This window comes from Heliomicrobium undosum (assembly GCF_009877425.1).
GTDB classification, from domain to species: Bacteria; Bacillota; Desulfitobacteriia; order Heliobacteriales; family Heliobacteriaceae; genus Heliomicrobium; species Heliomicrobium undosum.
Genome location: NZ_WXEY01000013.1, coordinates 19588 through 45418, shown reverse-complemented (window position 1 = coordinate 45418; position 25831 = coordinate 19588). Strand labels below are relative to the sequence as shown.

General features: G+C 58.0%; 20 protein-coding genes and 1 pseudogene. 20 read left to right on the top strand and 1 reads right to left on the bottom strand.

Annotated features, from left to right (window positions below):
* Positions 1-236: 236 nt before the first annotated feature.
* Positions 237-1079, top strand: a complete 843-nt coding sequence (locus GTO91_RS11935; RefSeq protein WP_161258948.1) for an alpha/beta hydrolase — start codon at positions 237-239, stop codon at positions 1077-1079.
* A gap of 114 nt (positions 1080-1193) precedes the next feature.
* On the opposite strand, the gene GTO91_RS11930 is transcribed toward GTO91_RS11935, so the two are convergent.
* On the bottom strand, positions 1194-2687 hold the full coding sequence (locus GTO91_RS11930) for a 4Fe-4S dicluster domain-containing protein (protein WP_161258947.1): 1494 nt from the start codon (positions 2685-2687) through the stop codon (positions 1194-1196).
* A 218-nt stretch (positions 2688-2905) separates the two neighbouring features.
* On the opposite strand from GTO91_RS11930, the gene GTO91_RS11925 reads away from it, so the two are divergent.
* The 19 genes and pseudogenes from GTO91_RS11925 (at position 2906) to abc-f (ending at position 25801) form a co-directional block, all read left to right on the top strand.
* On the top strand, positions 2906-4180 hold the full coding sequence (locus GTO91_RS11925; RefSeq protein ID WP_161258946.1) for a LysM peptidoglycan-binding domain-containing protein: 1275 nt from the start codon (positions 2906-2908) through the stop codon (positions 4178-4180).
* Between the two features lie 367 nt (positions 4181-4547).
* Positions 4548-5287 (top strand): annotated as a pseudogene (locus GTO91_RS11920) (alcohol dehydrogenase catalytic domain-containing protein).
* 17 nt (positions 5288-5304) lie between these two features.
* On the top strand, positions 5305-5490 hold the full coding sequence (locus tag GTO91_RS11915; protein ID WP_161258945.1) for a hypothetical protein: 186 nt from the start codon (positions 5305-5307) through the stop codon (positions 5488-5490).
* 214 nt (positions 5491-5704) lie between these two features.
* Positions 5705-7519 (top strand): MASE3 domain-containing protein, encoded by a 1815-nt coding sequence (locus tag GTO91_RS11910; protein ID WP_161258944.1) that lies wholly within the window; start codon positions 5705-5707, stop codon positions 7517-7519.
* A 249-nt stretch (positions 7520-7768) separates the two neighbouring features.
* Entirely contained in the window at positions 7769-9811 is a 2043-nt protein-coding gene (locus GTO91_RS11905) for a methyl-accepting chemotaxis protein (protein ID WP_161258943.1), read from the top strand.
* Positions 9812-9994: 183 nt separating this feature from the next.
* The gene (locus GTO91_RS11900) at positions 9995-10318 is read left to right on the top strand and encodes a DUF6884 domain-containing protein (RefSeq protein WP_161258942.1); all 324 of its coding nucleotides are present in this window, start codon (positions 9995-9997) and stop codon (positions 10316-10318) included.
* A 197-nt stretch (positions 10319-10515) separates the two neighbouring features.
* Complete coding sequence (locus GTO91_RS11895) at positions 10516-11118, top strand: hypothetical protein (protein ID WP_161258941.1); 603 nt, start codon at positions 10516-10518, stop codon at positions 11116-11118.
* 26 nt (positions 11119-11144) lie between these two features.
* Positions 11145-13499 (top strand): DEAD/DEAH box helicase, encoded by a 2355-nt coding sequence (locus GTO91_RS11890; protein ID WP_161258940.1) that lies wholly within the window; start codon positions 11145-11147, stop codon positions 13497-13499.
* Positions 13500-13544: 45 nt separating this feature from the next.
* A complete protein-coding gene (locus GTO91_RS11885) occupies positions 13545-13862 on the top strand; it encodes a nucleoside triphosphate pyrophosphohydrolase (protein WP_161258939.1) in 318 nt (105 codons plus the stop codon).
* Positions 13863-13983: 121 nt separating this feature from the next.
* Positions 13984-14922, top strand: a complete 939-nt coding sequence (locus GTO91_RS11880) for a nuclease-related domain-containing protein (protein WP_161258938.1) — start codon at positions 13984-13986, stop codon at positions 14920-14922.
* A gap of 368 nt (positions 14923-15290) precedes the next feature.
* Positions 15291-16595, top strand: a complete 1305-nt coding sequence (gene fliD / locus GTO91_RS11875) for a flagellar filament capping protein FliD (RefSeq protein WP_161258937.1) — start codon at positions 15291-15293, stop codon at positions 16593-16595.
* Between the two features lie 177 nt (positions 16596-16772).
* Positions 16773-17375, top strand: a complete 603-nt coding sequence (locus GTO91_RS11870) for a GDSL-type esterase/lipase family protein (RefSeq protein ID WP_161258936.1) — start codon at positions 16773-16775, stop codon at positions 17373-17375.
* Positions 17376-17464: 89 nt separating this feature from the next.
* Positions 17465-18868: a DHA2 family efflux MFS transporter permease subunit gene (locus GTO91_RS11865; RefSeq protein WP_235919567.1), complete on the top strand. Its 1404-nt coding sequence runs from the start codon at positions 17465-17467 to the stop codon at positions 18866-18868.
* Between the two features lie 160 nt (positions 18869-19028).
* Positions 19029-19595 carry a nitroreductase family protein gene (locus tag GTO91_RS11860; protein ID WP_161258935.1) on the top strand — a complete coding sequence of 189 codons (567 nt, stop codon included), beginning with the start codon at positions 19029-19031 and terminating at the stop codon, positions 19593-19595.
* 64 nt (positions 19596-19659) lie between these two features.
* Positions 19660-20847 (top strand): sensor histidine kinase, encoded by a 1188-nt coding sequence (locus tag GTO91_RS18680; RefSeq protein ID WP_161258934.1) that lies wholly within the window; start codon positions 19660-19662, stop codon positions 20845-20847.
* Entirely contained in the window at positions 20837-21343 is a 507-nt protein-coding gene (locus tag GTO91_RS11850; protein WP_161258933.1) for a hypothetical protein, read from the top strand. The genes GTO91_RS18680 and GTO91_RS11850 overlap by 11 nt, the downstream gene beginning before the upstream one ends.
* Before the next feature lie 89 nt (positions 21344-21432).
* Positions 21433-21684 carry a DUF1540 domain-containing protein gene (locus GTO91_RS11845; RefSeq protein WP_161258932.1) on the top strand — a complete coding sequence of 84 codons (252 nt, stop codon included), beginning with the start codon at positions 21433-21435 and terminating at the stop codon, positions 21682-21684.
* 216 nt (positions 21685-21900) lie between these two features.
* Positions 21901-23490, top strand: a complete 1590-nt coding sequence (locus GTO91_RS11840) for an exo-beta-N-acetylmuramidase NamZ domain-containing protein (RefSeq protein ID WP_161258931.1) — start codon at positions 21901-21903, stop codon at positions 23488-23490.
* 478 nt (positions 23491-23968) lie between these two features.
* Entirely contained in the window at positions 23969-25801 is a 1833-nt protein-coding gene (gene abc-f / locus GTO91_RS11835) for a ribosomal protection-like ABC-F family protein (protein ID WP_161258930.1), read from the top strand.
* Positions 25802-25831 lie beyond the last annotated feature (30 nt).

The following is a 25831-nucleotide window of genomic DNA, read 5'->3' as shown; positions in this document are numbered from 1 at the left end:
AAGGAAACCTCGGGGCGGTCATGGTTCGGTATTCGCCGGGAATTGAGAAAAACCTTCGTAAAAAGCAGAGGGAATCATTGGCGAACCGTTGACGGCTACTGCGCATACTTGTAAAATGTACTTAACAAACAGAAATACTTGGAATTGGTTGACCGGAGACACCGGAGGCCGCTACAGGGTGATGAACATCCCTGTAGCGGCCTCTTTTTTAGGTGACAGAAGGAGGCGATTGGGGAATGGAACAGTACATCGAATTCTCCGTCGAAAAAGCGGTGCTGCGGGGGATCCTCCACTGGCCCGAGAGCAAGGCCGGATCGGGCGGGGCAGCCGGCGCGCCGGCGATCATCCTCTGCCACGGTTTTTGCGGAACCAAGGTGGGCCTGCACCGCATCTTTGTCAAAGCGGCCCGGACCTTTGCCCAAGCCGGCTATGCCGTGCTCCGCTTTGACTTCAGCGGATGCGGCGACAGCGACGGCGAACATGTGGACACCACCCTGGACCGGCAGGTGCGGGAAGCCCGTCACGCCGTAGAAACCGTGGCGGCCTTGCCGGGGATCGACCCGAAGCGCATCACCCTGCTCGGGTTGAGCCAGGGCGGGTGCGTCGCCGCGCTGGCGGCGCCATCGCTGCCCTTTCTGGAAGGCGTCGTGCTCTGGGCGCCGGTGGCCCGTGCCTGGAACGACATCACCGGCATCCTGGGCCGGGAATTGACGGAACGGGCACTGAGAAACGGCTGGGCCGATTTTAACGGCTACGCCATCGGCAGCGCCTACCTGGAGTCGCTGCGTAAACCTGATCCGGTAGAAGCGATCCGGCATGTCGCCGTGCCCCTGCTGGTTATTCACGGAACGGGCGATCAGGAGATTTCCTGGGAGAACACCTGCAAGTATCATGTGAGCCGGAAAGTGACCGGCTTGGGTCACCTGACCGATACGATCCTGGTGACTGGTGCGGATCACACCTTTTCCAGCCATGAATGGGAACAACTCGTGTTCACGCGAACCCTGGCCTGGCTGAGCGGGGAGACGCGGTCGAGGCATGGTGAATGTGAAGCGTCGCGGCGGGCGGTCATTCTGTAAATGAAATCGTCCTCGATATCACCTGGAAAAACATCTATCATCTAGAAAAAACAGCGCCGCCGGCTCATGATTCGAGCCCGGCGCCGCTGTTTTTTGCATGTCTCTTCGTTCGCCTTAGCAATTCTCAATGGCGGAAAGGGCTTCGGCGATGGTCTTGGCTTTCGTCTCCTCACTGTAGGTATCGATGATCTGGCGGGCCTTGCGGTTGTGGTTCAAGGACGCGGGACCGCCGACACAGCCGCCGGCGCAGGCCATGCCTTCGATGAAGTTCCCCGGCGGGCGGCCCACCTTGGCCTGGCGGAGCGCCTTGATGCAGGCGTCAAGGCCGTCCACCTGGACCGGTTTCAGTTCGACCTGTACGCCGGCCTCCTTCAGGGCCTGGGCGATGGCTTCCGACACGCCGCCGCAGCGGGCGAAGCGGCGGCTGAAGGGGGAGGCCTGCTGGAGCGGCTCATCGGGGCATTCGGAGAGTTGAATGCCGGCGGCGTCAAACATGGCCAGGATCTCTTCGAAAGTGAGGGCCAGGTCGATGTAGTCACTGCTCTTGGGCAATCCGATTTCCACCTTCTTGGCGTAGCAGGGGCCGATGAAGACCGTCTTCACGCCGGGGTGCAGCTTCTTCACATAACGCCCCACGGCCACCATGGGCGAGACCGAGGTGGAGACATTCTCTTTCAGCGTGGGGAAGTGCTTTTCGATGAGGGAGACGAAGGCGGGGCAGCAGGAGTTGGTCAGGAAAGAGCCTTCCTTCAACTTCTCCGCCAATTCCTTCGCCTCATGATCAAGGATCATGTCAGCGCCGAGGGCCGCTTCGTGAACGGCGGCAAAGCCGAGCTTTTTCAAGGCATGGTGGACCTGGCCGATGGTGATGCCGGGGATCTGGCTGGCCACCGAGGGGGCCAGGACAGCATGGACCGTTCCGTCCTTCGGCTTTAGCAGTTCCACGGCATGAGGGATGTAGGAGATATCCGAGATGGCCCCGAAGGGACAACTGACGGCGCAGTGGCCGCAGGAGACGCATTTGTTCGGGTCGATGACGGCGATCTTGTCTTCGCCGTAGCGGATGGCTTTGACGGGGCAGGCCTTGATGCAAGGGCGCTGCATGTCCGTGATGGCGCCGTAGGGGCAGACCTGGTGGCAGCGGCCGCACTCGATGCACTTCTCCTGATTGATGTAGGCGAAGCGGTTGATCTGGGCGATGGCGTCAACAGGGCAGGCCTCGACACAGCGGTGGGTGATGCAGCCGCGGCAGGCGCCAGTGACGGTGAAGCGGTCGACGGGACACTCGTCACAGGCGATGGCGATGACACGGACGAGGGGATCGGGCACGCCAGGCACACCGCCGGCCTCACCCGCCGCATAAGCCACACCGCTCTCCGGCTCCTCCCCACAGGCCAGGCGGACCCGTTCCGCCGCAACGGCCCGCTCCTTATAGACACAGCAGCGAAAGCGCGCCTTGTTTCCCTGAAAGACAACAGTGGGAATAAACTCACGATGCTCCTGCAAGGTTCCTTCCATCGCCATCGTGGCGACCTGCTGGAAGACCTCATGGCGGATCATCTGGATGGTCGTCTCGTATTTTCGTCCGTTCACCGATTCGTTCGACATGGCTTGCCCTCCCCTTGGTCCATTCGTAATCGATAGTGTTTTTTTCAACGCTATACGTATTTGACACAAAGGGTGGAAAACCTTGCTTCAACAGGAGAGGAATGCTGAAAAAACACGGGTATCCGCTTGGAATGTAATTCTTCCCCCATCAAGACAGGCCAATCGCCCTTGAGGTAAGGCGCGCATAGGATGAACAAAGGAATTACGGAGGTATGGGCATGTTCATCCATGTGGTCCGACCCGGCGAGAACCTGTTCGCCATCGCCCGTCTTTATGGCATTCGTCCAGAGGAAATCGAACGAATCAACCAATTGCCGAATCCGGAGAGGTTGTTGATCGGTCAAGCGATTCTCATTCCCGTCGCTATTCGTACTCACACCGTTGCAGCGGGAGAAAGCCTCTATGCCATTGCCCGGCGATACGGTGTGACCGTGCAGGCGCTGGCACGGGCGAATAACCTCGCCCCATCAGCGATTCTTTCGCCTGGAACGGTGCTTACGATTCCCCCACGAGTCCGCCGGCCGGTAGATGTGAATGCGTACCTGGAAACGATGGGGGAAACAGGAGCGCGTCTAACTCGCGACGTTGGCTTTTTTCTCACGTACTTGAGCCTGTTCAGTTATCGTGTTAATGCTGCCGGAGACCTTTCCACGCTCAATGCCGGCCCACCGGTCGAGGCCGCCCTCGCCGCAGGGGTGGCGCCGATCATGACGATCACCAATTTTGAAGATGGGACGTTCAGTTCGGAAATTGCTCGCGCTGTTCTCTCCAGTTTGGAAGTGCAAAACCGTCTTTTTGACAACATAGAAAGGATCCTTCGCGCCCAGAGATACCGCGGCATCAATGTCGATTTCGAGTACCTCTTTCCGGCGGACAGGGAGTTGTACAACCGGTTTCTCCGGCGATTGGTGGCGCGCTTCCGACCACAGGGGTATCTGCTTTCCACAGCGCTTGCGCCGAAAACGAGCCCAACCCAGGCGGGAACCCTCTATGAGGCGCACGATTATCCCGTCCATGGTCAACTGATGGACTTTGTGGTGCTCATGACCTATGAATGGGGCTGGTCCGGCGGTCCGCCGTTGCCAGTGGCGCCCATCCCACAGGTGCGTGCCGTTCTGGACTATGCCGTAACTGTAATACCTAGCACTAAAATTATGCTGGGAGCGCCCCTGTATGGATACGACTGGACCTTGCCCTACGTACCGAGAGGGCAGTGGGCGCAAAGCATTGACCCCCAAGAAGCCATTCGGCGCGCCGTCCAATATAACACAGTCATCCAGTACGATTCGACGGCGCAGGCGCCCTTTTTCCGGTATACCGATGCAAACGGCAGGCAGCACATTGTTTGGTTTGAAGATGCCCGCAGCGCCCAGGCTAAGTTTGACCTTATCCGCGCCTATAACCTTCGCGGCATCAGTTATTGGCGTCTCGGCAACAACTTCCCGCAGAACTGGCCACTTTTGTTCGATAACTTTGTGATTCGGAAGATCTGAGCGGTTCATGGTGTAACAAACCGTCAAGGTGCTGGTTCGGGACCACGTCCAAGATGTATCCGCCGCAACCGAAGAAATGAACGCGGGCTCATCGGAAGTGGTCAAGTCGGTGCAAAACATTTCTTCCCTGAACCAGGAAAGCGCATCCAGCATTGAGGAGCTATCGGCCATATCGGATCAACAATCTGCCGGGGCGCAACAAGTCTCAGCAAGCTCCCAGCAACTGTATAAAATCTCCAAAGACCTCAAGCAAATGGTGGATAATATATAGCGTGCGGCGTTTTTTTTCCGACCCAACGGGGAAGCATCTCATTAGATCCGTTTTTCGGCAACTGCGATTCAACCGACAGAAGGCAGGGATCACCACATGCTTGCCGTCACCTACCAGGGCATCAAAGACGTCAAAGTCAAAGAGGTCAACGACCCGAAGATCGAACAGCCCGAGGACATCCTCGTCCGCATCACCTCGACGGCCATCTGCGGCTCCGACCTGCACCTGATCCACGGCATGGTGCCGAACATGCCGGAAAACTTCATCATCGGCCATGAGCCGATGGGCGTTGTCGAAGAGGTGGGCCCCGAGGTGCGCCGCGTCAAGAAGGGCGACCGTGTCATCATCCCCTTCACCATGGCCTGCGGCCGTTGCTGGTACTGCGAACACCACCTGGAGAGCCTCTGCGATAACTCCAACACACACGGCGAGGCCGGCGGCTTTCTCGGCTACTCGGAGACTTTTGGCGGCTATGCCGGGAGATGGTCGAGACAGCCTTGAAGCTGCAGGGCGGGGCCTTGGGGGCCGTCAACCTGGCGACCCAGGCGGTGCGCAAGGCCGGCACGATCCAACTGACCGGCGTCTATGGCATGCGCTACAACGCCTTCCCCCTGGGCGATCTCTTCGCTTGCAACGTGACTCTCAAAATGGGGCAGGCGCCCGCCATCCACTACATGCCGGAACTGTACGAGCGGATCAAGCGGGGCGAGTTCGACCCCACGGACATCATTACTCACCGGCTGCCGCTGGCAGAGGCGGAATACGGCTATACCGTCTTCGACACCAAACAGGACGACTGCATCAAGGTGGTCTTAAAGCCGCAGGGTGTGCATTGAAGAGGAGTGGATACAACGTGTGCGGAGAATGGAACCTGCCGGAACGGAACGTCAAAAAGGGTGCGCCGGGGGAGCAGGCGAGCGCGGCCGGACGGCTGCAGAGCGGCTGCGGCATCATCGGCAACTGTGACGGCATCGAGAAGCCGGGGCTTCAGAAAGAAGGCCAACCTGCCGGCGAGGGTGACGGAAAAGCGGCGCGATAGCCAATCAATCGCCAATGGGATACCCAATCCTCGAAAGCAGGGGATTGGGTGTTTTTTTCCTGCTATTATCCATAATTCGACATGTTTTTCCTGATGGATCATGCATAATGGAGCTGTCATTTAATTTTAGACATAAGGAGAGACAAAATGTGAGGCATAATATCGAACATCGGGTGAGTCAGCCGTGAAAAACCTGTTGTCAAGCGCAAAGGCTATGGCAGAATCGCAAATTGGCGCCGGGTATGCCGCAATTGTATTGTCAGCCGTTCTAATCACAGCCCTGTTTCTACCGTTCTGGCAAAGCCACACTGTCATTATCCATGCGATTTTCGAACTTCTCTGCGTCGTACTCGCCTTGTCCGGTTTTATCATTACGTGGATTCTCTTTGAGAAAGGAAAACCGGAATGCCACCTCTTCGGCTTTGGTTTCTTGTCCGTAGGTTTGTTTACGGTTTTTCATATCGGCGCATTACTCGGGTTTTTTTCAAGCCCCATTGACCCTCCCAATCTGGCGGGACGGTACTGGGTGACCGCGCGATTCGTCGAAGCGTTGGTGCTGCTGATCGCCTCAGCAGGGCTTTCCTTTCGTTTTCATCGATGGGCATGGCTCTTCCTGACGTTGTCGGGAACGTTGGCAGTATCACTGGCCATCTTCTTGATTCCCGACCTGCTCCCCAAGCTGTTTATCGAAGAACAGGGAGGAAGCACGGCCACGAAAATATTCCTAGAAATGCTCATCACCGGCATGTTTTTTGCCAGCGTCGTTTTTCAGTTGCGGCGAGCCCCGTCCAGGCAAAGCGGATACACCCGGTACGTCATCTTGGCGTTGCTCCTCGCCATCCCGGTGGGGGCGCTGTCCTCCGTTTTTCCATCCATGCGTTCATATAACGGCCTCCTGCTCCATGCGTTGAAAGTCAGTTACTACTACTTCTTGTTTCAAGGGCTTTTCGTCAACATGGTCACATCGCCCTACCGGGAACTGACGATGGCCTCTCAACGGTTTTACAAGATATTCCATGCGAGCCCTGCCAGCATCTCCATTGTCTCCATCCAGGGTTACCGGTACGTCGACGTAAACGAAGCGTGGGTGAAGCTGACAGGATACTCGCGAGAGGAAGTCATCGGCAGGAGTCAGCAGGAGTTCGGATGCCTGAGCCGGGAAACTCACCTGGCCATCGCCAACCGGCCGGTGCAGAACATCATCGGAAAGTTCACCACGAAGAACGGGGAAGCACGCGAAGGCATGATCACGACGGAAGTCATCGAATTGGACGGCGTTCCCTGCCTGTTTTACGTCACCATCGACGTGACGGAAAAGAACCGATTCGAACGGGAACTGGCGCGCCTGGATCGACTCAACCTTGTCGGGCAGGTGGCCGCCGGCATCGGTCATGAGATCCGCAATCCCCTCACGACGGTGCGCGGATTCCTGCAACTGTTCGGCTCCAAGGAAGACCTGGTCAAATATGAAGAGTATTTTCAATTGATGATCAGCGAACTGGACCGGGCTAACGAAATCATTACGGAGTTTTTATCACTGGCCAAAACCAAACCGAAGCGCCCACTGTTCCAGGACCTCAACCAGATCATCCATAACCTGCACCCCTTGTTAATGGCGCAGGCCTTTAAGAAAGACAGGCATCTGGTGACAGAACTCGGCGCCATTCCCCCGCTGGCGCTTGACGAAAACGAGATCCGGCAACTCCTCTTAAACCTCGTCAACAACGCCCTCGATGCGATGAAGAAAAGAGGAACGGCCACGATCAGAACCTACATCCAAGGGGAGCGGGTCGTGCTGTCCGTGACCGATCAGGGAGAGGGGATCCCCAAAGAAATCCAGAGCCAGATCGGCACCCCCTTCTTTACCACGAAGGCCCATGGCACAGGATTGGGCCTGGCCACCTGCTACACCATCGCCGAGCGCCATCACGGGCGGATCGACTTTGAAACCGGTCCGAAGGGGACCACCTTCTTTGTGGCCTTTCCTCTGGCAGAACAGGAAGGCGGAAATGTGGAGAGAGCATCGTAGAATGGAAACATCGTGGCATCGAAAGCATCGTGGTATTGAAGTGTCGCAGCAACGAAATATCGCAGAAAGAATACGCTGTAAAATGAGGAAGCGTTGTAATCAGAGGAAGCGAGAGCAATCGAAAGCAAACCTGCTCCTGGCATGGCTACAGGGTTCGTAAAGGGATGCAATAATCTTTGTAAAGGATTTGTTGACACAATATACTTTCACTATACGATGAAAGGGATGAAAGAAGGGTTATGTTCGAGTATGACGATAAAGAGAAAAATTGTCATCGCCACGCTGATTTCCATCCTGCTCAGCACAACGGCCGTCGGCGCCTTGATCTTCAAATCGTACAACGATGAGATCCGCACCTACGGCCAGGAACAACTGAAAATATCCAACGAGAACTTCAACCGCCTGATGCAGGGCGATGTAGCCATGATGGCGTCGACGACCGACGCTTTGATGAACAACCCGCACATCGCCGAACTCTACCGGCAGCGCGACCGGGAGGCCCTCTACGCCGCCACCGCTCCCTTGTTCCAGCAACTGCGGGAACGCTATCGCATCACCCACTGGTATTTCCACACACCGGAGCCGGAGAAAAAAGCCTTCCTGCGCGTTCACCAGAAAGAGACCTTTGACGACGAGATCAAACGGGTCACCTACCTGAAAGCCATTGAGACAAAGAAGATGTCCGCCGGTTTGGAGCTCGGCAAGACCGCCTTTGCGTTGCGCGTCGTTTCTCCCTACCACCAGCAGGGACAGTTGATCGGATACATGGAACTGGGCGAGGAGATCGACCACTTCCTGAGCATCCTCAAAGAGCAGACCGGCTATGAATACGGGATGCTGATCCAGAAGCGCTTCCTTGACGCGAATGAGTGGGAGAAAGTCCGCAAAAACCACGGCCTGGCGAACAACTGGGACGACCAGCCTGACCTCGTCCTGGTCGACAAGACCTGCGATGCGCCGGCGGTCTTCCGTTACTCCGGCATAGTGGATGAGCTGCCTGACGACGGGCAGGTCTTAGAAGACGTCAAACAAGAGGGCGCGGTCTTTACGAAAGCCATCTTCCCCATCTTTGACGCGGGGCATCGCAAAGTGGGGGCCGTCGTCGTTTCGCGCGACATGACAGCCGCTTATGTAGAGATGCAGAAAAAGATGGCCCTTCAGATCGGCGTCGTGCTTCTCATTAACATGGCCGTCATCTACATACTCACCCGCCTGATCTACCGCCCCATCGTCGACCTGGCCGCGCTGGCCAAAGAACTGGCGGCGGGGAACCTTAACGCGCTGACGAAGGACAGCGCCCACAGCCATGACGAGATCGGAGAATTGAAGAGCGCCATCGCCGTCAACGTGGACGACATGCGCAACCTGATCACCCATATCCGGGAAAAGTCATCCAAGGTGGAGGAATTGTCGCGCCATCTCAACAGCGCCTTCCGGGAGATCAGCGACGTGTCGGAAGAGGTGTCCCAGAGCACCCAGGCCTTAGCCGCAGGCGCATCCACGCAGGCGGAAGAGGCGCTAGCCGCCCGTGACGTAGCTGCACAGATGATCGCCTTCAGCCAGGTCGTTGACAGGGAACGGCAGAGCCTCGTCGAGATCGTCGGTCAGACGGCGACGCTGACGGAAGACGGCAACGCCAAGATCCGTGACGCCGTCGCCAAGATGCAGTTGATCGCCGACACCAACGCGTTGACGGTGGAACAGATCAAGGCCCTCGAACAACGCTCCCAGGAGATCGGCGCCATCGTCGACATGATCACCGCCATCGCCGCCCAGACGAACATGCTCGCCCTGAACGCCGCCATCGAGGCGGCACGAGCGGGCGAACTGGGTCGCGGCTTCGGCGTCGTGGCCGAAGAGGTCAACAAACTGGCCGGTGAGTCGGGCAACGCCGCCCGGCAGATCGCCGAACGGATCGGCGGCATCCAAACCCTGATCCGCCACATCACCGAAAACATCCATACCGGCGCGGACCGGATCGTTGACGGCGTCCGCGTCGCCAACCTGGCCGGCCAAGGCTTCCAGCAGATCGCCCAGTCGGTCGGTCAGTTCCTGAGCGAAGTGGATAAGTTGAACCGGGCCACAGAGGAACTGGTGAACAAGTCCCAGACCGTCATGACCGTCATCCAACACGTGGCCGCCGTGACGGAAGAATCGAAAAAGGCCACCGAGAACATCTCGGCAGCCACGGAAGAGCAGACGGCGACCATGCAGGACATCAGCGCCACATCGCAGAAGATGGCGGGGATGGCGATGGAGTTGGGGGAGGTTGTGGGGAAGTTTAGGGTGTAAGGGAAGGGAACTCGGTCAGTAGACAATGAAAGGTGTCTTTTAGGTAGAACCCTCTAGCGGCGAAAAGGCTGCTGTAGGGGGTTCTTTTCTTTTACTTTTTATAATTTCAATACCAGAACGGTGAAGGAATTTCGTAACTTAAGTAAAATATTATGGAAAAAGGTCGAATAGGGGTGATTCGCCTTGAATGATACGCACAACCTATGTGTTGGTTTGATTAGTTGCACTAAACGAAAAAGAGCGTATGCGTGTAAAGCTTGCGAATTGTATTCTGCATCATCGTTATTTCAAAAGGCATACTCCTACTGCTTAGAGCGTTACGATAGGGTTTATATACTTTCTGCGAAGTACGGGTTGCTTCTTCCGGACCAATGGATTGACCCTTATGATGAAACTTTAAAAAACATGGGTGTCGGGAAGAAAAAAGAGTGGGCAAGTAGTGTGAGCGTTCAGTTTCATCATCTTTTTAACAAGAGAAAAGAAGAGGATTTGTTATTACACATGTAAACTTTCATGCAGGCATTGAGTATAGAAAATATCTAATTCCATTGCTCCCATCGGATATTACCGTTTGTGTTCCCTTTGAAGGGATGGAGATCGGCAGGCAGTTAAGCGCCTACAAATCATTAGGTTATTAAAGAACGGTGGGTGGTTCACTAGATTGGGTCTCGTATGATTGAAGCTTCGTACTGGAGGAATGAACGATGTTGCTTTTGAACAAGTGGCTTTGCAATGCTTCTGAACACCGCTTTGAGCCGTTATTCTCTGTTTCTAAGGACCTGCGAGTAGAAATAAAGAGCTCTGAAAATACGGAAAAGAGATTATTAGCGAGAAGCCCGGAAGTAGAAAGGGCAATCATATCGACGATAGAAGAAGGCTTTCGGCGAGATGACTGGGAAGGAATCCTTTACATATTAGGAATTGGACAATTGCCGAAGTTTCAAGGCATAATGGTAAGCATCACAGACAAACACGGAATTAAAAACGAAATCAACGAAAACATTAAAAACATAAAGAGCAACTACAACAAATTTGGCCGTTGGGGCGACGGCTTAGACTACCACATCGGTGATTTAAGCCACGCAATTTTTCAGTTTCAAGCATACCGTAAACCCAAAAAACGATATCTAGATTTGGCGCAGCAGCTTTTTGCTTCTTTCGAGCCTCCCGTGTTGAAGTCCCCAGTATACCTTTATATTTTGCCTTGGTATGCCGACAGTGTCGGACCTTTTGGAATCAGGCATTCATTAAGAGAACTGAAAAAGGAACTCACGTACATCATCGGCAGGGAGCAGGTTGTCGCGTAGGACTTTTGATAAAGAGGATATATAGAATGTCCGAAAGCAAGTTTAAGGAATCCGAAGACCTCTTCTTCGAACTCTTCGCCGAAACCTTCGGCCTCGACAAGCTCCAGTACCTCGTCCCCGAGTACCCCTTTGAGGACATCTATGGCTACCCGAGGCGCATTGACTACGCGCTGATGAGCGGTGTGGACAAGTTCGCACTGGAGATCGATGGGCAGCGCTACCATGATCCCTTACAGGTGGCGAAGGACAAGTTTATCGACGACCTGATCCGTCAGAACAGCCTCGTCTACCATGGGTGGACGGTCTATCGCTGGGCCTACCGGCAATTGACCCAAAGCCGGGAACAGGTGAAAAGCGAACTCGTTCAGTTCCTGGGCCACAACCCGATGCTGCAGTTGTGGGCCGAGTTTTTGCCGCTGCAACGGGCCGGTGAGGTCGCCTCGGGGGATTTGGAGCTTCGGGAACATCAGGCGTCGGCATTGGATGAGTTAGCCGGGCTTCGCCGGGAAGGGAAAACGATCGCGCTGTTGACCCATGCCACCGGCACAGGGAAAACGACAACCGCTGTTCTGGACGCAAAACGCGTCGGTTTGCCGGTGCTTTTCCTGGCCCACACCCGTGAACTCGTCGAACAAGCCGCCCATACCTTCCTTCGGCTCTGGCCGGAGGCGGAGGTCATCGTAGAGGATGGCGCTGGCCGACGCAGCCTTGGCAAAGCCAAAGATCTCCCGGCAAAGCGTAAAAGCGAAGAAGCTGCCGGTACTGTTGAAAACGACGATGGAGTTTCCCCGATAGAGGTGATCGTCAGCAGCATCCAATACGTGAGCCGCAACCTCTCCCATTTTTCGCCTGATCAGTTCGGTTATCTTGTCATCGATGAAGCCCATCATGCCACCTCTCGTACATACAAGGAAGTCATCGGCTACTTCAAAACCCGTTTCCTCCTCGGGTTGACGGCGACGCCGGAACGGATGGACGGCCAGTCGTTGCTCGATATCTTTCAGCAGGTGGCCCACCGAATGGATCTGAAAAGGGCCATTGAACTGGGAGAACTGGTCCCTATCCGCTGTGTCCGCGTCAAGACCAACGTCGATCTGTCTTCCGTGCGGTTCAACGGCTTTCGCTATCAGGCAAAAGACCTGGAGGAGAAACTGCGCATCCCCGAGCGGGACCGCCTGATCGTCCAGACCTACTTGGAACTGACGCCGGGGGAGCGGACCGTCATCTTTTGCGTCAATGTGGCCCACGCCGAAAGCCTGGCGGAACTGTTTTGCGCCGAAGGGGTCCCGGCTCGCGCCGTGTCGGGCCGGCAAGGCCGGTCAGAGCGCCAGCAGATCCTTGCCGACTACGCTACAGGTGTCATCCGGGTGCTCTGCGCCTGTGATATCCTCAATGAAGGCTGGGACAGCCCCGAGACGCGGGTGCTCTTCATGGCCCGGCCGACCCTGTCCAAGGTGATCTACCTCCAGCAGTTGGGGCGGGGCACCCGCAAAGCCCCCGGAAAAGAGTCGCTGCTGGTGGTCGATTTCGTCGACAATGGGAACTGGTACAACCAGGGATTAAGCCTGCACCGCCTCTTTAAGATCCGCGAGTACATGGCCGGTCGTTTGGCCCTTGCGCCCACCGAAAAGATCGCGGAAGAACGGGCAGCCTGGGAAGCGGCTCGGCTCAGCCAGGAGCTTCCCGAGGCGCTGGCCCATCTGCATCTCTGGCTGAAGGACATCGAAGTGGTCGATCTCTTCGACTGGCAGGATGCCATCGAACACATGTGGAGCCACCGCCGCCTGGCGATGGAACTGGGTGTGTCGGACGACACGGTGCTCAACTGGGTGAGGAAGGGGAAGGTCCAGGCCGATCATGCCGTTCCCCTCGGCAAGCGGACCTATTACTACTTCGAGCCTGATCGTGTGGAAGAGATCCGGCGCGCCACGAATACGCCGCCACGGCTTCCGATCTATGATGAGTTTTTTCTATTTGTCCGCCAGGCCGATATGGTTTTTTCCTACAAATCGGTCCTGTTGATGGCCATGCTGGAACTGACCGATCCCGACGGGCGAGTGCGTGTGGATCGCCTCGTGGAACGCTTTGCCCGCTTTTATCGAGAGCGGGAGGAGCAGGGATTGCCCGTCGAAGCGCCCAAGGCGAAGATGGCCCGTGTGCGTGATTTGACAACCGACGATATCCGCAACCTTTTGTTTGAGATGCCCTTTGAAAAATTCGAACGAAAAGGATACTTCCGCCGTTGCCGCGAATTGACAGAAGTGGAGTGGCATCCATCCCTATGGGTTAAGCTCACCGCCGGAGACAAAGAGATGCTCCTGCGTGAGGCCCAGTGGCAGAACGATGATTACTACGCGCGGAGAGTCGCGCCGCAGGGATAAAGCGCCGATTCATGCACCAGCCCTCGGAAGAAAGGAGCGCCCACCATGGCTACCGTTTCCCACAACAAACTCGTCCGCGATCTCATCCCCCAGATCATCCTCCGCGCCGGCAAGTACCCGGAAACACGCGTTGCCGATGACGCTGAGTATCGCGAACTGCTCCTCGCAAAGCTCCAGGAGGAAATGCAGGAATACCTCGCCTCCGGCAGTCCCGAGGAGTTGGCCGATATTTTGGAGGTCCTCATCGCGTTGGCCGAGAGCGATGGTCTGTCCTGGGCGGAAATCGAAGCATTAGCCGACCAGAAGCGGGAGGAGCGAGGGGCCTTTCGGGACAAAATCGTCTTGATTCGGGTAGAAGACTGAAACTTGTCATAATCCGACATTTTCCAACAAAGGGTCCAGCCTCCTGGGGTCGAAAAGTATAGATCAAAAACCTGCCGTTATAAGGGGTTTCTCGGCAGGTTTTCGCTTTTTTATAGAGCGCTTGCGAAAGCATAACGTCGAGCAAGCCAAGCGGGAGAACAAAGGCGACGATGGGGAATCGGAAGTTGCCAGAGCGCTGAAAAAAGGGCTACCCGATAACTGGGTGGTCATGAATGATGTGGTGGTTGAACCCGATCCGGAGGTCTTCGCCCAAAACGATCACATCGTTGTCGGTCCGCAGGGGCTTTTCGTGATCGAAACGAAGGCCTGGGAAGGTTCTTATCTGGCTCATAAGGATCAGTGGAAGCGGCGGGAGGGGAAGAACTGGGTCAAGTGTGACAGCCCCACCCAGCAGAACTGGCGTCATGCTCAGCGGGTCGGCAAGTGGCTTCAGGACACGAGGTTGATGAACATCCCGCACCCCATGTCCGAATGGGTCCGGCCGGTCGTCGTCTTTACCTGCGCCAAATGGCTGAAGGCGAATGATTGTTCGATGCCGGTCACCCAGGGCACCGGGGAATTGCTCGCTTACATCCGCCTCTTTGAGAAGGAACTGCTGACACCGACACAGGTGGAGAAGATTGTCACCTTGCTGCAGTATCCGCGGGTCGCCAAAGCCTTCTCCAGCAAAGCCATCGTCTCCAGCGACGTAGAAGCGGAAATCGCTGCGACGTTGGACCAGCCCGTGCAACTGGCCCAAGGGCGTCCCGATCCGTCTTCGTCAGCGCCCAAGGGCGAGGTGGCTGAATCGAGCAGTGCTGAAACCGTCGTGTCCCCTAACGTCAGCCAACCGCCGGCCCAACCGCCCACCGAACCGAACATCGATCTCCCGCCTCATGAACAGTCCACCACCCGGGATGGCAAGGCCTTCGTGCGCATCACCGCCGTCTATGACGATGCAAAGCGGGTCTATGAACACTACAAGCCCAAATTCCCCAACATCGGTCCCCTCAAGCGGGACCGATACAAAAAAGACACCTATTACTTCTATCTGGCGTGACGGTACTAGTTTAGGAAGAGCTTTTTTAATTGAGCACAAGTCTCTTAAATTGCGTATACCTTTCATCCTGATCGCGAGCTTCGAAATGAATTAAGCGCAAGTTTCGAAACAAAAGACCGATGCCCATGAAAGCGACAGCGCGGAGCGGATTTTTCAAAGATCCGCTCCCTTTTTTTGGCGGATAGACCTTCATCACTTAGACCCTTTCGAACGATAAATAAAGTGAGAAGGGAGGGCCTGTTTTTTCTTGCCGGATATTGACAGCCGGCACAACCTGTGAGAGGATAAATTTGCAGGGATCTATCCTCCTTTTGCCATGGCGAACGCCGTTTCTCCCAAGGGGGAAGCGACATGAAGGAGGTGTCGTCATGGTTGGTTCGATCAGTTCCATCGGGTACAGCCGGTATATCGGCGCCTACCGGACATCGCTGGTCAACTCGCTGAGTTCGACGGCAGCTGCGACGTTTACGCCCTTTGTGCCCTCTATCACGCCGGGCTCGACGTTGCTGGAGAACCGGAACCGCTACCTGTCCTCTGTCCAGAGCGCCCGGGAGCAGTTCGTCGATCTGGCGAAGCAGGCGAAGGAACTCGCCGGCGGCGAGAATGTCTTTGATCAGCGGAGCGTTGACGCGGGCGGATCTGCCGCCGTCACCGGGTCGGCTGCCAAGAACGCGTCCTTTGCCAACTACAACGTGGGCGTCACCCAAGTAGCCAAAGCCCAGCAGAACAGCGGCAACGCCTTCACGTCCACCGCCCTCTCCGGCGACGCCGGATTTGCGGCGGGGACAAACAAGTTCACCATCACCGGCAACGGCGTCAACAGGAGTCTTTCTGTTGATGTGGGCGCCGGCGACAATGCGAAGACGGTCCTGAAGAAGATGGCCGACGCCATCAACAACGCCGCCGTCGGCGTCTCCGCCCAGGTGGTCGACACGACTTCGGGCGGCGTGACGAAGAGCAAACTGACCTTGACGGCGCAAAAAACCGGCGCCGACAACGCCTTTTCCCTGACCGACACGGCCGGCAACCTGGTCACGACCAGCGGCGCCGGCAACCAGACGACGGCCGCCCAGAACGCCCAGTATACCGTCAACGGCACGGCTTTTACGAGCCAGAGCAACGACGTCAAACTAGACGGGGGCAAGGTAAACCTTACCCTGAAGGCGACTACCACCGACGATGTGGCGGTGAAGGTCGGCTATGACGCGAAGGCCATCACCGGCGAGATCGACAGCTTCGTTAAATCCTTCAACGGTACGAGCGATCTGCTCCAAAAAAACGCGGGCCTGCTCAGTTCCACCTTGAGCCGCGGGATGGAGCGCTTCGTCTCCGACAGCCGCAACGCGCTGAAAGACGTGGGCATCACCGTCACCTCCGGCAACAAGTTGAAGGTGGACGCCGACAAGTTGAAGTCCACCCTGGCCGACAACCCCAGCCGGGTCGAACAGGCGATGGCCGGCTACGGCGGCTTTGCCTACAAGGTGGGCCAGTTTGCCCAGGGCGTCTCCACCTCGTCTCTCTCGTCGCTGGCCGCCCCTTCCACCCGCTACGGCGGCGGGAGCGCGTACAGTCTCTCGCGCCAGCAGTTCGGCCTCTACCAGCAAAACGCGAACCTGGGGCTCTACATGCCGCAGATGTTCGGAACCGGGAGTTTTTACGACTCCTACATTTGATACGACTAAATCAAAGGATATACGACGAATCAACCGATCTGAATCGACGCAACGGTCCGGCTTCGCGCCGGGCCTTTTTGTTGTCTGGTTGCGGAAGAGAACGTCAATGGTTGATAATAAGGATGAACGGCGAACCGACCGGCGCCGCCCAAGACATCAACCAGAGGTGGAAATGACATGTATAAACATCCGGAAATTTTTGCAGTCGGCGATTCCCTGACCTGGGGATACCCTTACGGACCGGACGATTCCTGGACAGCCATGGTGGAGCGGGAGTTGGCCCGCCCTGTCATCAATCTGGGCGTGAACGGCGCGACGACCGATGACATGCGCCGCGAACTGATCAACATCCTCCCCGATGTGGAGCCCCGGTCTGTCGTCATCATCACCGGCGGCGCCAACGACGCCTACAACCTCGTCTCGCCGGCCAAAAGCCTGCGCTACTACCAGGACATGGTCGAGCGGATCCTCATCGCCCGCTGTCTCCCCGTCATCGGGCTGACCGGCCCCATGAGCGATGAGCCCTTCCAGACGCGCCTCCTGGAGTTTCGCGCCTTGATGCTCGATCACCTTGACGAGATGCTCGCGCCGGCGATGCGGCAGTGGGGAGCGCAGTTGTCGGGGCATGCGCCGGTGATCGATTTCTTTCCCGCCCTTGTCGCTGCCGATGGTCATTCCCTTCTCCCTGACCTTGCCTCGGGTGACTGTCACCCGAACCGGGCAGGTTATGCAAAGATGGGGGAGGCCGCCGTCGCCGCGCTTCGTCAGATCATCAAATAACCGATCAGACGGGCGAAGTCATTCGGTGAGGGACACTTTGCTCTACTCATCATTGCTTTCCACAGACGCTGTCACAGGGGGGGTATCCATTGAATCAAGCCGCTCCCACGCCTGCTCCTGATCCTCGCCGCTGGTTGATCCTCTTTTCCGTCATGACCGCCGGTGTGATGGGGCCCATCGATGGCAGCGTCGTCAATGTGGCCTTGCCCACCTTCAGCCAGGTCTTTGGCGTGGGCCTGCACACGGTCAGTTGGGTGACCATGTCCTACCTGCTGGTGCTGGGCAGCCTGATCCTGACCTACGGCCGCCTCGGTGACATCTACGGTTTCAAGCGCATCCTGCTCATCGGCATCGCCCTTTTCACGGCGGCGTCGGCCCTCTGCGCCCTGGCCCCGACCATCTGGGCGCTCGTCGCCTTTCGCGCCTTGCAGGCCGTCGGCGCCGGCATGTTCATGGCCGTCGGCCCGGCCATCATCGCCTCCGTGTTCCCGCCCCAGGAGCGCGGCCGCGCCCTGGGGACGAACGGCATGGTCGTCGCCGTCGGGTTGGCTCTCGGCCCTACCTTGGGGGGGTTCCTCCTCACCTGGGCCGGGTGGAAGGCCATTTTTCTGATCAATATCCCCGTCGGCCTGATCGGTTTCCTTCTCTGCCTGCGCATGGTGCCTGCCCGCCGGGACCCCCGCCCCCAATCCTTCGACCTGACCGGGGCGGCCCTGGGTTTTGTCACCCTTGGGTCTTTTTTGCTGGCCGGCAGCTACGGCGAGGACTGGGGATGGACGTCGCCGCTCATCCTTACGCTGGTCGCCCTTTTCGCCTTCGGCGCTGTGGCCTTTGTCACCTGGGAGCGACGGGTGGAGCAGCCGATGCTCGATTTGGATCTCTTCAAAAACCGCGTCTTTTCGTCGGCCAATTTTGCCGGCCTGATGAACTTCATGGCCCTATCGTCGATGATGTTTCTGCTGCCCTTTTTCATGCAGCAGGTGCTCCAGTATGACGCCGGCCGGATCGGGATGATTTTGTCCGTATCGCCGGCGCTGATGCTCTTCATGTCGCCGCTGAGCGGGACCCTCTCCGATAAACTGGGCACGCGGCGGTTGGCCTTTGCCGGCCAGTCCCTCGTCGCTGTCGCCCTATTGCTTATGGCCGGTTTGCGACCTGACGCCCAGGCCGTCGATATCCTCTGGCGCTTGAGCATCTTCGGCCTGGGGGCCGGTGTCTTCATGGCGCCGAACAACAGCGCTGTCATGGGCAGCGTTCCCCGTCACCGCCTCGGCATCGGCTCGGGCGTGCTGGCGACGGTGCGCAACGTGGGCATGGTCCTGGGCATCGCCGTCAGCAGCGCCCTGGTCACCTGGCAGGCCGGTGTCCATACGGCCCCGGGGGCGATCGACGGGGTGGCCGGCTTTATGACCGGCTTGCGGACGGCCTTTCTCGCCGGCGCGCTGCTGGCCGCAGCCGGCGCCTTCGCTTCGCTGGCGCGGGGGGATGAATAGCGCCCATCAGATGGACCGCAGGAGATCGAGCGCAGCAGATGGAACCCCGAAATAGAAAAAAGCGAAGTCCGGCAAGATAGTCGTCGCAGGATAGGACGAAAATAAGTCGAAAGATAGAAAGCAAATCGTGAAACATACGATAACGATAAGGAGAGCTTCGATGGAATTGCGAGAGGTCATCTACGGGCGCCGGTCGGTGCGCAAATATACGGAGCAAAAGGTGGAGCGCCAACAGGTCGAGGCGTTGCTGGAGGCGGCGGTGCAGGCGCCGAGCGCCATGAACAGCCAGCCCTGGTCCTTCGTCGTCATCCAGGATAAAGAGCGGCTCAAAGCGTATTCTGATCAGGCCAAGGCGATGATGCTTCCCCTCTGCGACGTCCGGCCGCTTTTTGAGAAGTACCGGTCGCTCTTTACCGATCCCGACTACAACATCTTTTACGACGCCGCCACGCTGATCGTCATCTACGCCAAGCCGGCCGGTCCCAACCCGACCGTCGACTGCGCCCTGGCGGCCCAGAACATCATGCTGGCGGCGCGAGACATGGGACTGGGAACCTGCTGGATCGGCTTTGCCTGGGGCCTGTTCAACGACCCGGCGGTGAAAGCCGATTTGGGTGTTCCCGAGGGCTGCCAGGCGGTGGCGCCGCTGATCGTCGGCTATCCCCAGGGGGAATTCCGGAATATGCGCAAGAAAGCGCCTGAGGTGATGGCCTGGCTGGAAGGCTGATCGTTCCCAGGCGCGGGCGTAGGGGCTTCGCCGGTTGATTGACGATTATAAGGAGGTGGGGCTTGTGGAATCATCATCCGTCTTTTCCATTGAATTCGGTGTCAACACGCTGGCGGAGCGGCTGAGCCGTCGCGAGGTGGAGGCGCAGGCAAACCTGATCGAAAAACTGGAAGGCGTGCGGGTCGCCTTCAACGCCCTGCCCCATATCACCATGGTGCTCAACCGGCAGCGGCAGATCATCTTTACCAATTCGGCGCTCCTTGATCTGCTGGGCGATGTGAATATAGAAACGGTGCTGGGGGTGCGCCCCGGCGAGGTGTTGCGCTGCATCCACGCCAACAATGAGACGGGCGGCTGCGGCACCACCGAATCCTGCCGCACCTGCGGGGCCTTCTTCGCCCTGATGAACGGGCTGCAAGGAAAACTTGATTGCCAGGACTGCCGGATTTCCGTACGCGCCGGTGATTCCTTTCGCGCCCTCGATGTGCGCGTCCTGGCCAACCCCGTTGAGGTGGAGGGCCAGATATTTTCGATCGTGACGATGACTGACATCAGCCATGAAAAACGGCGCAAGATGCTGGAACGGATTTTTTTCCATGATGTGATGAACACGGCCAGCGGTCTGCATGGGCTCCTGGAGTTGGGTCGTGACGTGGAAGATCTGGAAGAGGCCAAGCACCTCCTCGTTACGCTCGAATCGGTGGCGAGCGGTCTTGTCGATGAGATCGCCGAGCAGCGTGATCTGATCGCCGCAGAAAATGACGAGCTCAAGGTGACGCCTGCCTATATCCGCTCACGGGAACTGCTGGACGGGCTGGTGCGCCAGTTTGCCGCCAGTGACCAGTATGGGCGCTGGTCCGTCCGTCTCGACGGGCGATCAGACAACGCCACCTTCCTCAGTTCGCCGGTGCTGTTGCGCCGGGTCTTGAAAAACATGCTGAAGAACGCCGTCGAGGCCTCGCCGCCCGGCGCTGTGATCACGGCCGGCTGCCGCAAGACGGGCGACTGGGTGGAATTCTGGGTGAACAACCCTGTGCCCATGTCGCGGGAGGTGCAACTCCAGGTCTTTAAGCGCTCCTTTTCAACGAAAGGGGAGGGCCGGGGGATCGGCACCTACAGCATGAAACTGCTGACAGAGCGTTACCTGAACGGGCGGATCCATTTTACGGTGTCCGCTGAGACGGGAACGACCTTCGTCGTCGCCTACCCCCTCGACAACAAGGAATGGAAGAGCGAAGAATTTGCCGGGTAAAACAGTGGAAACGGTTGAGGTGTTGCCCATGCATGTGGCCCTGCAATACTCCAAACCGGATTTGTGGCCCCTGGAGCCGGGACCGCTGGGGTGGAAGCTGCTTCGCCAGGGGCTGATGACCTTGGAACCGAGGACCGCCAGGGCGCCGTCGGAGGAGCGCCGCCACAGCAGTTGGGTCTACGTGGAGATCCCCGATACGGCGCCGGCCGTCTACTGGCTGGTGCGGGAGTTGCTGCCCGGACCGATCAGCGGTCATGTCTGGCTGCACATCCGGGCGCCGCAGCGATTCTGGGAGATTTATGAGGAATACGCCTCCGGCCTGGCTGAAGGCGGACCGGAACAGGTGGAATGCATCGTTGAAGCGGTTACCCCGCCGGAAAACGCGATGGTCCATCGCTTGGAAGACCTCCTGCCGGAGCATTTCCCCTCAGGACCGGTCTGGCGCTTCGTCCAGTTTTTGCTCGAACGCTGGGGTCGCCCCCTGTCAGCCGATTAACCGGAGAATTCCCGGAGAATTCACTGATGGGAGCATAGTCTCCTTTTGCGTGGGGAAACTAAAAAAAACGCAAAAGGGGGATTTAAGAGATGCCGCAACAGCACATCCATTGCATCGTCAGCAACTGCCATTACTATGCTGCCGGGAACAAGTGTGTCGCCAATGAGATTCTCGTCGCCAGCGACAAGTTCGGCGCCAACCAGCCCGACAACGTGGACGCCAACATGTCGGCCCAACTGACCGCCGTCTCTGTCAATGACTGCATGTCCACTTGCTGCAAGTCCTTCGTGCCCAAGGACTCCGGCAAGGTGGACGTCGACGGAATCAAGAAGATGCAGTAAGAGGTTCGCCCCTGCGCTAGGAATCCGCAAAAGACGAAGTCCCTATCGAATAAGCCGCCGGCTGATTGCCGGCGGCTTATTTTTCGCCCCGTCCCAAAAAAAGGGGATCCCTGGGGGGGCGTCGAAGAAATAGAATATAATCGATGCAACAGGTGGTGATATGTAAGGCGAATCGCTCTTGTCGCGAAATAAAAATTGTCGAAAAGAGGTTATGCAATGCAAAAACGGTGGTTGCTTTTCTGTGCCATTTTGCTCGGGCTCAGCGCCATTTTGATTTCCCCCTTACCGCCCTTCCCGGTCGTGCCGCCGGCTGAGGCCGCAGCGGTCACCCTGGGCAACGAACGCCTGATGAGTACATACCATAGCCTCATCGCCGGCAAGCGCGTCGGCCTCGTCACCAACCAGACGGGCCTCAACAGCCGCGGTGAACGCACCCTCGAAGTGCTGGCCCGGGATCAGTCGACGAAGCTTGTGGCCCTTTTCGGTCCCGAACATGGCGTCGACGGGATAGCCAAGGCAGGCGAGCATGTGGCTTCCTACCAGCACCCCACCTTGAACATCCCCGTCTACAGCCTCTACGGGCCGACGCGGATGCCCACCGAAGAGATGCTCCGCAATCTCGACGTGCTGCTCTTCGATATCCAGGATATCGGCGCCCGTTCCTATACATACATGTCGACCTTGAACTACTGCATGGTGGCCGCCCAGAAATACAACAAAGCGATCATTGTTCTCGACCGGCCCAACCCTGTGGGCGGCGTCATCGCCGACGGTCCGGTGCTGGAGGATCCCTATAAAACCTTTGTCGGCGTAGATAACCTGCCGATGTCTCACGGCATGACTGCCGGTGAACTGGCCCTCTATTTCAACCGCAACATCGGCGCCAAGCTCACCGTCGTGCCGATGGCCGGCTGGCATCGCAACATGGTCTTCCAGGATACGGGTCTGCCTTGGGTAAACACGTCACCCGCCATCGTCGATCTCGACGCCGCCTTCGGTTATATGGCCACCGGTCTCGGCGAAGGCACCGGCGTCTTCCAATCGAACTTCAAGTGGATCGGCGCCAAGGGCATCGACGCCGACAAGTATGCGGAACTGCTCAACGGGGCTGGCCTCCCCGGCGTCACCTTTGTCGCCGACCGGCGCGGAACAGCCGGCGGGGTGCGACTTCAGATCACTGATTACCATGCCTTCAACCCGGCCAAGACAGGCATCTACGCATTGGCCTACGCCCATTCCCTCAACCGCTTCCCCGTGCCAAAAAGCGGTGACAAGGTGGTCATGTTTGACAAGATCATGGGCACCGACAAAGTGGGCATCTGGCTGGAGGCCGGCCTGTCGCCGCAGGAGATGGAGGACAACTACCGGCCGGCTCTAGAGGCCTTTCGAGAAGAACGAAAGCGTTACCTGATCTATGGCGACCGGCTTGATTCGCCGCCGGGATTGATCGAACCGATCCGGGTGGTCGTCGACGGGCGTGAGGTTCCCTTTGATTCGGCTCCCTATCTGGACCGCAATGACCGGGTTATGGTCCCCTTGCGGGCCATCGTGGAGGCGCTTGGCGCTTCGGTCACCTGGAACGGCGCCACCGGGACGATCACCGTTGAGAAGGCGGGGAATAGGAGCCTCTTTACCGTCGGGAGCCCTTCCGCCGTAATCCAGGGTGAGAAAAAGCGTCTTGACGCCGCCCCTGTCATCCTAGGCGCTCGAACGATGATCCCCGCCCGCTATGTGACCGAGGCCGTCGGCGGCGCCGTCGAGTGGGACGGCGCGAGACGGACGGTGATTGTACGGGCGAAGCCGTAGCCGGGCTGCGCTCGCAGATTGTTACCATGAAAGTAGCTTGGAATCGGAGCCTGCGGCTTGACGCCGCAACTGCCCGGCGCCGTTGACTCCTGGACGATTCTGACGTACACTAAAGACGAATCTCGAAGAAAGGGCAAGGTAGCGAGACATGCGCAAATAATCCTGTTTCCATTGATTTCCGAATGCAAGCGGCCCTCTTGGCAGCCGGGTTTCCTATTGCCCGGGCCACTGGTTCCGTCATCACGCTCGGAGTCAAGAACAGGATGGATATTTGCGCAGATCAAGCAAAAGGCCCTTCGTCCGTGTTTCGTATTTCTACCGCTTGGCGGGAAGAAAACGAATGGCGATGTTTCGCGCTTGTCATAAGCAGCCCCTGTTGGGCGCTTGCTTTGGCTGTGCGATAATGCCTTTATGTAATGGGTAATGCATTGGTCGTTAGCGCGCCATCCTCTCTTGGACTCCCAAGGGAGGTTTTTTTATGCTCGCAGCAGAGCTTTGTAACCTAAAGAAATATTTTGGGGATCGTTTGATCCTGGCTATTGATGAATTGAAGATCTACCGGGGCGACCGGATCGGCGTCGTCGGCCGCAACGGGGCGGGGAAGAGCACCTTCCTCCGGATTCTCGAAGGGCGGCTGCTTCCCGAAGAGGGCCTGGTCAAAGGGTATGCCGAAACGGCGGTTATCGAACAAATGGGAAACGGTGAGATGGCTGGCTACGGTGGTTGCCATGGTGGCTGCGATGGTGGCTGCGACGGTTCCGAAGAGACTTTGCGAGAACCGGATTTGTCCGAACGCCTCCTTCGCACTTCCGAGCAGGCCGATAAAGAAAAGCGTTTTCAAGTCCGGACAGGCGATCCGGACTTATTGAGCGGCGGCGAGGTCACCCGACGCAAGATCGCCGTCGCCCTTGGTCGCCCATCAGGGATCCTGCTGGCCGATGAGCCGACGGCCAACCTCGATATGGCGGGCACGCAGTTGTTGCAGGCGCACCTGCTCGAATATGACGGGGCAGTCCTGCTCGTCTCCCATGACCGGGAACTGCTCGATCAGGTGTGTAACCGCATCCTTGAGATCGAGAACGGCTGCGTCCGCCTCTTTGACGGCAACTACACGGACTACCGCAAGCAAAAACAGGCCGAGGCGGTCCGCCGGCAGGCTGAGTACGAGGCGTATGTACAGGAACGGGAGCGCCTGGAGGCGGCCATGCGGGAAAAGTCACGGCAGGCCAAGGCGATGCGGTCGACGCCGTCTCGCATGGGCAATTCGGAAGCCCGCTTGCACAAGCGCGGCGTTAACAGCAAGCGGGCCAAGCTCGACCGGGGCGCCCAGGCCATCGAGTCCCGCCTTGAGCGGCTGGAGAAGAAGGAGAAGCCCGAGGCGGCGCCAGGCATCGTCTTCGATCGGCCGGGAGAAGGGGCGCTGCCCGGCAAAATCGCCATCCGCGTCGAGAACCTGACCAAGCGCTTCGGCGAGCGGCTGCTCTTTCAGGGCGCAAATTTCGAGGTAGCGAGGGGTCGCAAGATCGCGCTGGCCGGCGACAACGGATCGGGGAAGACCACCTTGCTCAAGATGATCCTGGCAAGGGAAACGGGGGTCACCATCCATCCGGCAGCCCGTATCGGCTTTTTTGACCAAAAACTGGAACGGCTCCGTGAGGACCGGACGGTGCTGGAGACGCTGCGAGCCCTTTCTGATCGGCCTGAGTCCTTCGTGCGCACCCTGCTGGCGCGGCTGAACTTCCGGCGCGATGATGCGCACAAGCAGGTGGCCATGCTCAGCGGCGGGGAACGGGTGAAACTGTCGCTGGCGATGACGCTGGTTCAGGATTTCAACGTCCTGCTCCTTGACGAGCCGACGAACTACCTCGACATCGACGCCCTGGAAGCGCTGGAATCGCTGCTCAGGGAGTACCCGGGGACGATCCTCTTTGTATCTCACGACCGCAGGCTCGTCGACCGAGTGGCAGATCAAGTCCTCTGGATCGAGGGGGGCCGGGTCACGGCGTGTCAGCCGTCGCGGACGACGCAGCCGTCCCAGTCGCCGCGGTCGCAGCGGTCGTCACAACCGTCACAGACAGCACAGCCGTTTCAACCGGTGGACCCGTCGCCGTACGGCAAGGCAAAACGGACTGAAACCGATATCTCGGGTGAGCGGCTGCGGCTGGAATGCCGCATGGCCGATCTGCTGGGGCGCTTGTCCATGCCCCGGCGCAAAGGCGATGAACAGGTACGGGCGCAGTGGGAGGCTGAATACCGGGACATCGTGGCCCAATCGGCGCGATTGCGGAAGGAAAAATCGTTCAATTCATAGAATGATCACCTGGGATCTTGTGATGCCTAA

Coding starts and splice junctions, on each gene's coding strand:
- GTO91_RS11910 (WP_161258944.1), top strand. CDS start 5,705: ATGGCAGAATCGCAAATTGGCGCCGGGTATGCCGCAATTGTATTGTCA.
- GTO91_RS11885 (WP_161258939.1), top strand. CDS start 13,545: ATGGCTACCGTTTCCCACAACAAACTCGTCCGCGATCTCATCCCCCAG.
- GTO91_RS11895 (WP_161258941.1), top strand. CDS start 10,516: ATGTTGCTTTTGAACAAGTGGCTTTGCAATGCTTCTGAACACCGCTTT.
- GTO91_RS11845 (WP_161258932.1), top strand. CDS start 21,433: ATGCCGCAACAGCACATCCATTGCATCGTCAGCAACTGCCATTACTAT.
- GTO91_RS11890 (WP_161258940.1), top strand. CDS start 11,145: ATGTCCGAAAGCAAGTTTAAGGAATCCGAAGACCTCTTCTTCGAACTC.
- GTO91_RS11930 (WP_161258947.1), bottom strand. CDS start 2,687: ATGTCGAACGAATCGGTGAACGGACGAAAATACGAGACGACCATCCAG.
- GTO91_RS11870 (WP_161258936.1), top strand. CDS start 16,773: ATGTATAAACATCCGGAAATTTTTGCAGTCGGCGATTCCCTGACCTGG.
- GTO91_RS11905 (WP_161258943.1), top strand. CDS start 7,769: ATGACGATAAAGAGAAAAATTGTCATCGCCACGCTGATTTCCATCCTG.
- abc-f (WP_161258930.1), top strand. CDS start 23,969: ATGCTCGCAGCAGAGCTTTGTAACCTAAAGAAATATTTTGGGGATCGT.
- GTO91_RS11840 (WP_161258931.1), top strand. CDS start 21,901: ATGCAAAAACGGTGGTTGCTTTTCTGTGCCATTTTGCTCGGGCTCAGC.
- GTO91_RS11935 (WP_161258948.1), top strand. CDS start 237: ATGGAACAGTACATCGAATTCTCCGTCGAAAAAGCGGTGCTGCGGGGG.
- fliD (WP_161258937.1), top strand. CDS start 15,291: ATGGTTGGTTCGATCAGTTCCATCGGGTACAGCCGGTATATCGGCGCC.
- GTO91_RS11925 (WP_161258946.1), top strand. CDS start 2,906: ATGTTCATCCATGTGGTCCGACCCGGCGAGAACCTGTTCGCCATCGCC.
- GTO91_RS11860 (WP_161258935.1), top strand. CDS start 19,029: ATGGAATTGCGAGAGGTCATCTACGGGCGCCGGTCGGTGCGCAAATAT.